Raw genomic sequence first — 12,521 nt, 5'->3', positions numbered from 1 at the left:
CGTTAGGGCGAACTGATGGACTTCATTAATGATTGTTTCTAAGCGCAGCTTGCTGTTCGCCGCATCAAGGGTAGGTATAGCCATGCATGCTCTACATAAAGATCTATACAATAACTGTGTACATACATTAATACCTTTAAGGCATGACTGTCGCCGTGAGGTCGGCGTTTTAGGTGGCGCGCACACCGAGCAGGTCCCTGAGGAAGGAGCTTTCCTTCCTTGAGATACTGATAGCCGGGATAGTGGGCGCCGTGGGAACCGGCGTCCTCTTCGCGCCCGCGCAGATGGCCGTTGAGGCAGGGCCGAGCTTAGTAATGGCATGGGTTCTCGGCGCCATATTCTACACATTCATATCAATACCTATTATAGAACTTGCCCTTACCTGGCCCGAGGCCGGAGGGCCTGCCAGGTACCCCCTGTATACCCATGGTAACATCCTAAACCTGATATCATCGTTTATGAACCTGGTCTGGTACCTCTTCATACCTCCGATAGAGGCCCTGGCCACTGTCGAGGGCCTCTCGTTCATATTTCCGTCACTAATAGTCCCACACACCACTATTCCGACCCTACAAGGCGCAGTGGTGGGAACCCTGCTCCTGTTGCTCTTCGTGCCATTCAATTACTTCGGCGTGAAGGCCTTTGGTAAGGCCACGGCCTCGGTCGGCATTATAAAGCTGCTCGTTTACGTTGCCGCAGCGCTGGCCCTGGCCTTTGCGTTCTTCGACTTCAGGAACTTCTCAGCAGTCAAAGGAGGTTTCATGCCCTTTGGGTTCAGCGGCGTCTTCCTGGCGATACCCTTTGCCATGTTCGCATATGGCGGCATAAGGGTTATACCCGACTTCGCCGAGGAGGTAAAGGATAAGTCGTTCTTAGGAAAGGCCATACTGCTAACGGTGCTGGGCCAGACGCTCTTCTATATACTGTTCAGCGTGGTCTTCATTGGCGGGTTAAAGTGGAGCTCGCTTAGCATAACGCCCGGTAACTGGACGGCAGTGGGCTACCTGCCAGGGAATCCCTTCGTAGACTTAGCAAACGCCGCCAGGTCCTCGCTTGCGCTCTACCTGACGCTAGTCGTCGCTATACTAGGCCCATTCGTCACAGGCTACATATACCTGGGCAGCGGGGTCAGGGTGCTGTTCTCTATGGCAAGGTCGGGCTACATGCCGGAGAAGCTTAAGGAAATAAGCGAGTCCTACGCGATCCCCTACTGGGCCCTCATAGTGTTTGCTATAATTGCAGCCGTTCTGACCTTCCTGACGGCCCCAGTGCCCACAATATATGCTATGCTCCAGGACGCCGTGGTGGGCGGCTACCTGGCGTTTGCAACTCTCCCCGTGGCAATGCTCGCTGGCCACAGGAAGAACCTGATACCTAAGGAGTACAGGTTGCCAGGCTCATGGATATGGGCGGCCCTGGCCTTTGCCAGCGCCTCTCTCATATCATTCTGGAGCGGCTGGCCCGCGGTGCCCTACGCAGTGGCCATAGGGCTTGCCGGCGCCCTGATCTTTGGCGCCGTATTTAGGGTCAAAGGAAGCCTTCTCAGCTCCTTATGGTACCTTGTATACCTGGGCTTCATAGTACTCATGTCCTACATAGGCAGCGATGGCGCCCTCTCGATCATAGGCTTCATACCAGCAAGCATCATAGTGGCTGTAGTCTCAGTCGTGGCGTTTCTTCCATGGGGGGTCCTCAGCGCAAGCTCGTCGTAAAACGATTCCTGCCACTTGGCACCCCATAGCTTTCCCTTCCTTTTCTTAATATTCTAAATTGTTGATTAAAATATTAAAACCCTTTTCTTTTCTTTATATAGCGACTCGCCTCCAAAACATGTAAACATATACTTCAATAGGCGGTAGTCCTTAACGTCGTGTAGCTCTCGCTCACCTCTGGTACCTTCAACCTCCTCGAGGCGAGCTCGCTCATTGCCTCCTCATAACGCTTAACCAGCATGGAAGCCAACGTCTTGCCAAGCCTCCCTATTATTACCTTAGCAAAGGGGTTCTCCATCTTTTCCACGGCCATATCCATGTCAGCTGCGGCCTCGCTGAAGGCCTTTGAAAGAGCCTCAAGTATGAACTGCCCTCTGACCGGGTCCAGCAGCATCTTGTTTAAGATGGTGAAGTATGTGTGCCTCAGGGCCCCCATGGGTATGAATGGCAGCGGGAACGTTATCACCCTCAGCTTCTTAATTCTATCCAGGAGCTCTAAGTCATAAATTACGTCGTCCTCGGTCTCCCCGGGGAGGTTAACTATCATTGTGCCAACCACTACCCATCTGTTATCGTTGAGTATGCCTATGGCCTGCTCCACCACCTCAGGGTACTGCTCCGGCGTGTAGGGAAGGGCCTTACCGGGCATGAGCTTCCTCAGCAGCCTCGGGGAGCCCGTCTCTATGCCCATCTCTATGAATGTCCTCCTGTCACCCTCGTTTATGTACTGCGCGGCCTCCTCAACCATCTTAGGCCTGTAGGCCACCGCGGCGGCCGTTGTAAAGTCCGTGGATATAGTATACTCGTCGCCATACGACTTGACAAGCCTGTAGGCCTTCCTGGTGAGCTCGATGACCTTCTCAGGGTTGGGCTCTATGCCCTTGGCTCCGTACCTAAAGAACTCCTCGCTGTGAAGGTTTATGTCCTTCATCCCACCCCTCTCTATGTTGACCCTTATCTCCTGATCTATGTGGCCCTCAAATGGGAGCGACTTTATGGCGCCGCTGAGCGTCGGGGTGCAGAAGGAGCAGCCCCTGCCGCAGCCCCTTGAGACCTCCACCAGTCCCCCGTTCGCAGGCGTCAATATCGTCGGGATGTCCTCAAGCTTAGCTGGAGGGGCTGAGACCACCGGGGGCAGGGGCTCCCCCCTTAGAAGCCTGGAGAACACCGAGGGGCCGAGGCTCTCGAACTCCCCCTCATATACAACATCCACTCCAAGCTTCCTATGATAACCGGTGTCTGTCAGCTGCCACGTGGCCGGCCCTCCGACAACTATCTTCATGTGGTTCCTGTGCGCCTTAACTGCCGGGTTTGTAAATATCTCCAGGAAGGACCTGGCGATGAACGGTATGCCCCTGTAGGGCAGGCCGGCAAGCTTAAGTATCCAGTAAACTATCCCGCTTCCAAAGCTGAGCCCGAGGGGGTCCATGACATATATCCCAAGCACTCTAGTGTTGGACCCTATGACCTTGTCAAGCTCATAGGGGCTGGCTATGACAACCTCGTCCCTGCTAACCACGCCCTTAGCCACGAGCGAGGCCTCGACCTTAGCTAAGCCGTAGGGGGCCCTCTCAGCTATGCCATTCCTTGACTTCACCCTGAAGTACGTCCTTGCTATGAGGGGCTTGATGTAGCTGTCCGGGAGGGCGCTTATGAAGCCTGCCACGCTGGCGCCTAAGGTGTCACTGGCGGTGGCTCCCTCAGCCGTTAGCACGACCTTGAAGCCCTCGCTCACAGCCTTCACCCACACTGTGCGCATGTAATATGTAGAATACCGCTACTTTAAAAGTGCTAACTTAAATTAACATTTATGGAACCTAATTAAGGCTTTACGCCTTAGGTTTCCCGAGTCCTCAGGGCTGCGGCGTGTCGCTTAGGTACGGCGAGGAGCTGCTGAGGTCGGCTGAGAAGCACCTGAAGGCTGGCCTCTATGGAATCTCGTGCTACGAGTCCAGGCAGGCGGCCCTGTCATCGCTGGCCATGCTTGGGGCCAGGTCGTCTCACAGCCTGAGGGAGGCCTACGCTGAGGCCGTTAAGAGGGGTGCCCCGAGGGACCCTCAGCTCCCTGCGTGCCTTGGCGTCTTGGACTCCCTTAGCATAATTACAAGCGACGCCTGCGACGACGCCTGCAGCGACGAGCTCCCAGGCGGCTATGAGGCCAGCGAGGCCACCGAGGAGGACGCCGTGAAGGCGCTGGAGTGCGCGAGGGTTATAATTGAGTACGTCAGGAGGGCCCTGGGCGTGCCCTCCAGACCTACAAGATAAGGCCTTTCAAGGCACAGACCACCGCTTATTAACTTTAACGCGCGTTAAAGGTCTGAGTGAGCGAGTTGGCTATAGAGGTTCAGGACCTGCGAGTCAGCGTGGACAACAAGGAGATACTGAAGGGGGTCTCGCTTAGGGTTGAGAGAGGGGAAGCCGTAGTCCTGATGGGTCCTAACGGCAGCGGTAAGACCTCGCTTGCATACGCCCTCATGGGGCATCCAAGGTATAAGGTTGTCAGCGGCAGGATATTAATGGACGGTGTTGACATAACTAACGAGCCCACATACGATCGCGCCCTCAGGGGCCTAACCCTGGCCTTCCAAAGTCCGGTTGAGGTCCCAGGCGTAAAGCTGAGCTACTTACTTAACGTAATAAACGCCAAGAGGGTTAAAGGCTTTGACCTAAGCTACGTCGACCCGCAGTTCGTCTCGTGGGTCAGGCAGCGCTCGTCAGAGCTTGGCATGTCGAAGGACCTGCTAGACAGGGAGGTCAACGTGGGCTTCAGCGGAGGCGAGAAGAAGAGGTCCGAGATCCTTCAGGTGCTCGCCATGAGGCCCAAGTACGTTATCCTTGACGAGCCCGACAGCGGCCTTGACGTTGATGGCATAAGGGTCATAGGGAACACCATAGCCTCCATGGCATCCCAGGGCATAGGGGTGTTAATAATAACTCACCACGCCGAGATAACCAAGTTCGTGAGGCCCTCAAGGGCCTACGTGCTTATCAACGGAAGAATAGTGGACTCCGGGGGACCTGAGCTAGTTGAGGAGGTCCTCACCAAGGGTTATGAGACCCTTCAGATGGCGAGGTGAGAGCCTTGACTGAGCCCGTTAAGCTTGTGAGGGAAAGGGAACTCAAGGAAGTAATGCACTTCGACGTTGGGTCGCTGCTTGGCAGGTCAATGCCATACCCCAAGGAGGTGGAGGTCAAGGGTAAAATTTCAAGGGACCTCGTCGAGGAGATCTCAAGGTCCAAGGGGGAGCCCGAGTGGATGAGGCTCCTCAGGCTCAGGGCGATTGAAGCGTTCGAGAGGCTACCCATGCCCAACTGGCTTGAGGGCGTTGAGAGCATAGACCTTGATGAGATAGCCGCCTACGTGAAGCCAAAGGCTGAGAGCTCCAGTGAGTGGGAGGACCTGCCTGACTGGATGAAGGATGCCTACAGGAAGCTCGGCCTCCCAGAGGCCGAGGCCAAGGTGCTCTCGGGCCTCACGGCGGTCTTCGACAGCGAGAACATGATAACCAGAGTCAAGGAGGAGCTGAAGAAGAAGAACGTGATATTCATGTCTATGGACGAGGCGGTGAAGAAGTACCCCGACCTGGTCAAGGAGTACTTCGGCAGGGTATTCCCGTACAACGATCACAAGTTCGCCGCACTTCACTACGCCCTCTGGAGCGGCGGCGCGTTCGTCTACGTCCCCAAGGGAGTCAAGGTGCTCAACCCGGTCGAGGCGTTCTTCCTGATAGGCAGCGAGCTCGAGGGTCAGTTCGAGCACACGCTCCTGGTGGCTGACGAGGGCAGCTTCATACACTTCATAGAGGGATGCGCGGCCCCAATACTGCCGAAGTTCAGCTTCCACGACGGTATGGTGGAGATCTACGCCAGGAAGAGGTCCGAGGTCCACTTCACTACAATACAGAACTGGAGCGGCAGCATAATCAACTTCAATAACAAGAGGGCCATAGCCGAGGACTACGCCAACGTCGAGTGGGTTGAGGGCAGCATAGGGAGCAAAATAACGTTCACGTACCCAAGCACCATACTTAAGGGGAGGGGCGCCTCTACCAAGAACATATCCATAGGCATAGCCAACGGTCCATCCAAGATAAAGGACGTCGGCTCCAAGGCCATACACGTGGCGCCTGAGACCAGGAGCCTGATAATATCGAAGAGCATAAGCTCTGGGGGCGGCATAGCGGCCTACAGGGGCCTCGTCAAGGTACTTAAGGGCGCCAGGAACAGCGTCGCCCACGTGCAGTGCGACAGCCTAATAATGGACAGGGAGAGCAGGGCCTACACGCTGCCGAGGAACGAGGTTGACGAGCCAACAGCGGAGGTGACCCACGAGGCCACCGTTGGAAGGCTCGGCGAGGAGCAGCTGTTCTACCTGGCCTCAAGGGGCATAACTGAGGGGGAGGCCAAGGCAATGATAGTCAACGGCTTCATAAGGGACGTGCTGAGGGGGCTGCCGCTTGAGACGGTGAGCATACTAACAAAGGTCATCGAGCTCGAGTTCAGCCAGCTCGGGAGCGTTGGGTGAACACTACTATGACCTCGCTCCTGGTTGAGAGGGCGAGGAGAATAGCCTCCACAGCCTTGTGGCAGGCGGTCGCGGACTCGCCCACAACTAAGAACTACACTAACTGGAGGCTCTTCGAGGAGGCGTTGAACTTGAGCGGCCCCGTGAGCTTCTCGCAGCCCAAGGGAAGCTGGGACATGGTGCTAGGGCCCTGCGGCGCCAGCTACAACTATGACATTGATGAGAGCGTGCTTGACCTCTCGGCATTTAAACTCTACGCGGAGCACGTAGCTAGGCTTGCCGGTGCGCACAAGCTTGAGCCCACGAGCGGCACTTACAGAATAGCCCTCTGCAGGCCCGAGGGCGACGGCTGGTACTCCTATCACCTTCTCATAAACGTCAATGAGGGGGTAAGCGCGAACATCTTAGTCTACGCGCCGAGGGCCTCGCCTGGGACCACGGGAATAGAGGTCAGGGCCAAGAGGAACTCCAACCTTAACCTTGTGATAGTGGCGGAGCCGCAGGCCGAGAAGCCCATGGCATTCATATTGAGGAGGGCCCTGGGAGTTGGAGCCAAGGTTAGGTCGACTGTGGTCTCGGGCGGCAGCGTTATGACGAGGGTTGACGAGCAGAGCCTCCTGAGCTCCGGCTCACAGCTCGTGCACAGGTCCTTCGTGGCCTCGTCAGAGGGCCAGACAGTTGATGATGTGATAGATACCGTTCAGACGGGCCACGACAGCACCGCCGATGTAACAGGCTTTGGCTTCTCGTCCGGCAGGTCGCTGGTGTCCGTGAGGGGCACGGTAATCATGAACCCGCAGTCCTACGGCTCGTCGTCAAGCTTCGTAGTTGAGGCCCTGCTCCTGAGCGAGGAGTCCAGGGCCTACACTATGCCTATGATGAGGATAGACACGGGGGACATAAGGGCCGCCTCCCACCGCGCCGCCCAGTACAGGGTGCCCCTGGACCAGCTCTTCTACCTTGAGTCCAGGGGCCTTAACGGGCAGGAGGCCTTCGAGCTGCTGCTCAGGGGCAAGCTGCAGTCTACCCTAGACGGCCTGCCAGCCGAGCTGACGTTCCAGGCGGAGGACCTAGGGGTAAGGCTGATAAAGAAAGCCGTCGAGGCCATAGCAGCGAAGGTCACTCCTCAGCAGGAAGCCCGAGCTCCCTCTTGACCTCCTTCGCCTTTTCAGCCACCTCTGCCAGCCTCTGCTCGTAAAGGTTAGCGCCCGTGGAGTCTATGGCAACCGTTAGCGGGCCGAACTCCTCGACCTCGAAGACCCACATGGCCTCTGCCATGCCCAGCTTGTCAAGCCAGTAAACGGCTGGCACCCTCTTTATCGCCTCGGCGGCCAGCGCCCCGGCGCCCCCAGTGAAGACCGCATAGACCGCCTTGTGCTTCTTCATGGCCTCAGCCGTGCCCCTGCCCATGCCTCCCTTGCCAATTATCATCTTTACCCCGGTCCTCTCTATGAACTCCGGCTCCACGGGCTCCATCCTCATGCTTGTCGTGGGGCCGGCAGCTATGATCTTCCAGCTGCCGCTGACGTCCTTGACCGCCACCGGCCCGCAGTGGTAAAGCGCCAGTCCCCTGAGGTCCACGGGCAGCGACCCTCCCCCGCGGAGCACCTCAAGGGCCAGCTCGTGCGCCTCGTCCCTTGCCGTGACCACCGTGCCCGTGAGGTAGACGACGTCGCCTATCCTGAGCTTATCCACGTCCTCGTCCCTGAGGGGGGTCCTCAGGTGGAACTCCCTGGCGGAGCTCATTCTCATCACCTCATATCATGCAGCCGCTCCCCGTGTACCTTATGTGCTTGCTAGTCATCTCCCAGCTGCCGTCGGAGTGCACCACAGCAGAGGCCCTCCTGGTGGCCCAGCAGCTTGTCACTATACCTATGGCAAAGGTCGCCGGGTGCCTGTATGAGTAGTCTATCTTAACGTCCAGGGCTGTAAGGCCGCCGCCGAAGCCGTGAGGTCCCAGCCCGAGCTTGTTTATCGCGTTAAGCAGCTCCACCTCCAGCTTGGCTATGTTGGGGTCAGGGTTGCGCTCGCCCACGGGCCTCAGCAGGGACTTCTTGGCAAGCGTTAGCGCTATGTCAGCCCCTGCTGCCACAGAGACGCCTACTATCACAGGAGGGCACGGCAGGGGGCCGTACTTCACTATGGTGTCTATTACTCCGCTCTTGAGCTTCTCGAAGCCAAGTATGGGCTCGCTCATTATTAGCGTTGCCGGGAACTCGCTCCCGCCGCCCTTAGTCATGAACCATACCTTCAGGTCACTGCCCTCCACAATGTCTACGTGGATCCACGGTATGTACCTGCCGGTGTTGTCACCGCTGTTCTTCTTGTAGAACGGGTCCACGGCGTTGGGCCTCAGGTAGCCGTCCTTCGTGGCTTTCCTGACGGCCTCGCGCGCAGCGTTAACCGCGCCCAGCCTGAGGGGGAAGTTCTCGCCCATCTCAAAGAAGAAGTAGGGGGTTCCCGTGTCCTGACATATGGGCACCTTCCTTGTGCACGCTATGTCTATATCCTTCAGTATGGCCTCGAGCTGCTTCTTAGCCAGTGGGTTCGTCTCCCTCTCATATCCCTCCTTCAGTGCCCTGTAGACGTCCTCAGGTATACTCGTGGCCGCGGTCCTTATCATTTCATAGAAGGCGCCCACTAGGTCCTGCTCAGTTATGCCCAAGCCTCACACCAGGCTCAGCTATCACGTCAAGCTAAATATTCCTTTACTATAAAATCCCCAATACTAAGTTAGACTATCCTGACTCGCCAGCCTCTCGATCTCTGACGCTATATCATAAGAGGCATCCCTTAGCAGAGGGGGCTGCGGGTCCTCCCTGAGCACCTGGAGCAGAGCATTGTAAACCCTCTCTGGCGTCGCCTCGCTGCAGCTAAGCACCCTGTAGCCTTTCCTGCCCTCAAACAGCCTTGCGTTCTCATTATGCTCGAAATGCTTATCGATTTTTAATATGACCGCCCTCTTTCTCATGATTGAGGCCTCTACAAGGCTCCCATAGCCGGCCAACGCTACCAGCGCCTTAGCTTTGGCCACGACTTTTGTTGGGTCAGAAACAAAGTTCTCCCCGCCCAGGGTCACCACGTCCATGCCGACTTTAGTTAGATGCTCCTCCAGCTGTCTGGCCAGCCTGAGGCCGGCGTCTGTTCCACCTATGTTGATCACCACGTAGTCGCCCTCCTCCGGCTCAGGGTAACTTTCATGCGTTGGGATCTGGCCGTACCTCAGAAAGCCTTCGCCGTCGCCCCAGAGGCCCACGTTAAATCGAAGGGTAAACCTGTGAAAGCTCTTCAGGACCCATGAGTTGACCCTCCTGGACACGTAGTTGGCTGAGCTGCCCAAGGACGTTATGTCGGTTATGAGCACCGACTTCTGGGGCAGACTGAGGCCGCTCATCATGAGCTCCCACGGCTCGTCGCCTATCACCATGTCGAAGTCTTCCAGGTCCAGGCGCTCGGCTATGGCTCGAGAGTTGCGCCTCAAATCAAGGTAAAGCCTGGCCAGGCCAATCGGTGAAAACGTCACCCTGCAGTCCTTTATCACGTTCATTATGGAGTCCCCAAGGCTCCTCAGCTCCCGGGAGAGCTCGTGGAGCCTCTCGGCCCTGGCCTCGAGATACCTTGCAGCCCTACCGGCTGTGAGCCACGTTACGTCAGCCCAGCCCAGCAGCCTTGAGAGCCTGTAGTCCCTGGTCACGTGGCCTAGGCCGACGCTTGAGCTCACATAAAGCACCTTAAGCTTCAAGGCCTGCACCTGGAGCATGTACTAAAGCGTATTTTAACGTGTTGCTCTATGTTACCACTATGAATAGTAACGAGGTGCCTGGCTTGAGCATAGTCATAGGTAAAGTTAACAGGGGGCTATTTGAGAAGGTCATTTACCCTCAGCTGGGCGCAAAGGACCCCTCCGTCATAGTTGGGCCCCAGTTCGGGGTCGACTTCGGGGTTGTGAGGGTTGGGGACTATGACCTAATATTTGAGGTTGACCCGGTTTATGTGGTGCCTGAGTACGGCTGGGAGAAGAGCGCCTGGTTCGCTGTGCACATACTCGCCAGCGACGTGGCCGTCTCCGGGGTGCCGCCGAGGTACCTCTTCATAGACCTCAACCTCCCCCTCAACATGAAGGACGAGGAGCTGGCGACCCTCTGGGGTTACATACACAGGGAGTGCAGCAGGCTGGGAATATCAATAGTTGCCGGTCACACCGGCCGCTACGGCGGCATTGACTACCCAATGATAGGCGGCGCCACCATGGTCGCGGTGACGCCCAAGGATCACTACGTGACGCCAGGCATGGCGAGGCCTGGGGACGTCGTAATAATGACTAAGGGCGCCGCCGTTGAGACCGCTGGGATACTTGCATCCATGTTCCCTGACGTCCTGAGCAGGAAGTATGGCGATGAGTTCGCAAGAAAGGCGCAGGGCATATTCTGGCTTCAGTCTGTAGTTGAGGACGCGCTCACGCTCTCACAGCTTGGCCTGAGGACTGGCGTCACGGCCATGCATGACGCTACTGAGTACGGAGTCTGGGGGGCCCTTAATGACATAGCAGAGGCCAGCGGGGTCTCGATAAGGGTTCACAGGGAGAAGCTGTTCATAAGGGATGACGTTAAGAAGGTGATCGACGCCTTCTCGGAATACACGTCGGTGCCCGTTGACCCATATGCGTCAATAAGCGAGGGCACGCTGATAGCCACCGTTAGGCCCGAGGTGGCCGACAGGGCGGTGGGGCTCCTGAGGTCCAAGGGAATCGACGCGGCCGTCATAGGCGAGGTAGTAGAGGGCAAGGGAGTTTACCTAGTAGACGACGGCAGTGAGAGGCCGATCTCCCAGCCCGAGAGGGACCCCTTCTGGGAGCTCTTCTTCAAGGTCCTCCAGATGCGGAGGTGAGGCAGGGTGAGCAGGTGGGGCATACCGGTGGCTATGACAATAGCTGGCATAGACAGCGGTGGCGGCGCTGGGGCCAACGCTGACCTCAAGACTTTCGCGGCGCTCGGAGTTCACGGGACTGTGGCCGTGACCAGCGTCACGGCCCAGAACACGTATTCAGTGACGGGAATATACGACATGAGCCCAGAGGCCGTGGCCAGGCAGATAGAGACGGTCTACGAGGACATGGGAATAGACGCCGCCAAGACCGGCATGCTCAGCAACAGGGACATAGTTCACGCCGTCGCCACTGAGCTTAAGAAGTATGACTTTCCGCTGGTCGTGGACCCAGTCATGGTGGCCAAGAGCGGCGCGCAGCTGCTCAGAGATGATGCCATAGACGTGCTAGTTAAGGAGCTCTTACCCAGGGCCACGTTAGTGACCCCGAACTCGCCTGAGGCCGAGAGGCTCTCAGGCATGACAATAAGGGGCCTGGAGGACGCCCGCCGCGCCGCCAAGGCCATAGTTGATAGCACTGGGGCCGCGGCGGCCCTGGTCAAGGGTGGCCACCTGGGGGGCAGCGAGTCCGTTGACGTGCTGTACTACAACGGGAGCTACTGGGAGTTCAGGGCCCCTAGGATAAACACTGAGGACACGCACGGCACGGGCGACGTGCTCTCGGCCGCCATAACCGCATTCCTGGCCAAAGGGTTCCAGCTGCCCGACGCCGTGAGGGCTGCCAAGGACGTGATAACTGAGTCCATAAGGTACTCGCTCAGGCTTGGCAAGGGCCACGGGCCCGTGAACCCCTCCGCCTGGAGCTACGTGCCAGCGATGAAGTACAACGCTATACAGGACCTCAGGGCAGCTATAGACATGCTTAAGCAGCAGGAGTACTATGTCTCAGTCCTCGTCCCAGAAATATCAATTAACGTGGGGGAAGCCGTGGAGTATCCCTACGCCAGGGGCGTCGATGACGTGATAGCGGTCCCAGGCAGGATAACCAGGTATGGCGATAGAATCATGGTTCACGGCGACCCCACGCCAGGGGCCTCAAGCCACGTGGCCAGGGCCATCTTAGCCTATATGAGCAAGTACCCGGAATACAGGGCGGCCGCAAACATAGCCCTAAACGACTACATAAGAAAGGCTGTGGAGTCCCTGGGTCTCAGGTGGTCCTACTATGACAGGTCTGAGGAGCCTGAGAACGTCAAGGAAATGGAGGGCGGCTCCATACCGTGGGGCATTAGGAGGGCTCTCGAGAAGGCCAATGGACCCGTCGACGTAATTTATGACACGGGCGACTTTGGCAAAGAGCCCGGATCCTTCGTCTTTGGACGTAACGCCATGGAGGTCGCCAGCAGGATGATCGAGATTGGAAGGAAGATCAGGGAGCTGATGAAACAGGAGAAGTAAGG

11 protein-coding genes are annotated in these 12,521 nt (G+C 57.3%); 7 read left to right on the top strand and 4 right to left on the bottom strand.

Features of this window, described 5'->3' with window-relative positions:
- Window positions 1–173: 173 nt before the first annotated feature.
- The gene (locus ASAC_RS06510) at window positions 174–1,712 is read left to right on the top strand and encodes an APC family permease (protein WP_013267201.1); all 1,539 of its coding nucleotides are present in this window, start codon (window positions 174–176) and stop codon (window positions 1,710–1,712) included.
- 133 nt (window positions 1,713–1,845) lie between these two features.
- On the opposite strand, the gene ASAC_RS06505 is transcribed toward ASAC_RS06510, so the two are convergent.
- Complete coding sequence (locus ASAC_RS06505; RefSeq protein WP_048812874.1) at window positions 1,846–3,471, bottom strand: B12-binding domain-containing radical SAM protein; 1,626 nt, start codon at window positions 3,469–3,471, stop codon at window positions 1,846–1,848.
- 107 nt (window positions 3,472–3,578) lie between these two features.
- On the opposite strand from ASAC_RS06505, the gene ASAC_RS06500 reads away from it, so the two are divergent.
- From ASAC_RS06500 to ASAC_RS06485, 4 genes are read left to right on the top strand one after another with little or no spacing between them, the layout of a single operon-like run.
- On the top strand, window positions 3,579–3,977 hold the full coding sequence (locus tag ASAC_RS06500; RefSeq protein ID WP_013267199.1) for a HEPN domain-containing protein: 399 nt from the start codon (window positions 3,579–3,581) through the stop codon (window positions 3,975–3,977).
- A gap of 56 nt (window positions 3,978–4,033) precedes the next feature.
- Window positions 4,034–4,789, top strand: a complete 756-nt coding sequence (gene sufC, locus ASAC_RS06495) for a Fe-S cluster assembly ATPase SufC (RefSeq protein ID WP_013267198.1) — start codon at window positions 4,034–4,036, stop codon at window positions 4,787–4,789.
- 53 nt (window positions 4,790–4,842) lie between these two features.
- The gene (sufB, locus tag ASAC_RS06490) at window positions 4,843–6,237 is read left to right on the top strand and encodes a Fe-S cluster assembly protein SufB (protein ID WP_048813035.1); all 1,395 of its coding nucleotides are present in this window, start codon (window positions 4,843–4,845) and stop codon (window positions 6,235–6,237) included.
- Between the two features lie 8 nt (window positions 6,238–6,245).
- On the top strand, window positions 6,246–7,391 hold the full coding sequence (locus tag ASAC_RS06485) for a SufB/SufD family protein (protein ID WP_148217194.1): 1,146 nt from the start codon (window positions 6,246–6,248) through the stop codon (window positions 7,389–7,391).
- On the opposite strand, the gene ASAC_RS06480 is transcribed toward ASAC_RS06485, so the two are convergent.
- The 3 genes from ASAC_RS06480 to ASAC_RS06470 all read right to left on the bottom strand — a co-directional run bounded on the left by ASAC_RS06480 (window position 7,357) and on the right by ASAC_RS06470 (window position 9,979).
- Window positions 7,357–7,983, bottom strand: coding sequence for a FumA C-terminus/TtdB family hydratase beta subunit (locus ASAC_RS06480; RefSeq protein ID WP_048813034.1), 627 nt, complete (start codon window positions 7,981–7,983; stop codon window positions 7,357–7,359). The two genes, ASAC_RS06485 and ASAC_RS06480, sit on opposite strands and share 35 nt — an antisense overlap.
- Window positions 7,984–7,993: 10 nt before the next feature.
- A complete protein-coding gene (locus ASAC_RS06475) occupies window positions 7,994–8,902 on the bottom strand; it encodes a fumarate hydratase (RefSeq protein WP_013267194.1) in 909 nt (302 codons plus the stop codon).
- Window positions 8,903–8,965: 63 nt separating this feature from the next.
- Complete coding sequence (locus ASAC_RS06470; protein ID WP_048812872.1) at window positions 8,966–9,979, bottom strand: glycosyltransferase; 1,014 nt, start codon at window positions 9,977–9,979, stop codon at window positions 8,966–8,968.
- A gap of 74 nt (window positions 9,980–10,053) precedes the next feature.
- Between ASAC_RS06470 and ASAC_RS06465 the strand changes: the two genes are divergently transcribed.
- Entirely contained in the window at window positions 10,054–11,124 is a 1,071-nt protein-coding gene (locus tag ASAC_RS06465; RefSeq protein WP_420805100.1) for an AIR synthase family protein, read from the top strand.
- Window positions 11,125–11,130: 6 nt separating this feature from the next.
- A complete protein-coding gene (locus ASAC_RS06460) occupies window positions 11,131–12,519 on the top strand; it encodes a bifunctional hydroxymethylpyrimidine kinase/phosphomethylpyrimidine kinase (protein ID WP_013267191.1) in 1,389 nt (462 codons plus the stop codon).
- Window positions 12,520–12,521: the final 2 nt, after the last annotated feature.

The sequence above is a fragment of the Acidilobus saccharovorans 345-15 genome, assembly GCF_000144915.1.
In the GTDB taxonomy this organism is placed as follows: domain Archaea; phylum Thermoproteota; class Thermoprotei_A; order Sulfolobales; family Acidilobaceae; genus Acidilobus; species Acidilobus saccharovorans.
Note: the sequence above shows the minus strand (reverse complement) of the source record. Positions and strands in the feature narration are given on the sequence as shown.

Coding starts and splice junctions, on each gene's coding strand:
- ASAC_RS06485 (WP_148217194.1), top strand. CDS start 6,246: ATGACCTCGCTCCTGGTTGAGAGGGCGAGGAGAATAGCCTCCACAGCC.
- sufB (WP_048813035.1), top strand. CDS start 4,843: ATGCACTTCGACGTTGGGTCGCTGCTTGGCAGGTCAATGCCATACCCC.
- ASAC_RS06505 (WP_048812874.1), bottom strand. CDS start 3,471: ATGCGCACAGTGTGGGTGAAGGCTGTGAGCGAGGGCTTCAAGGTCGTG.
- ASAC_RS06480 (WP_048813034.1), bottom strand. CDS start 7,983: ATGAGCTCCGCCAGGGAGTTCCACCTGAGGACCCCCCTCAGGGACGAG.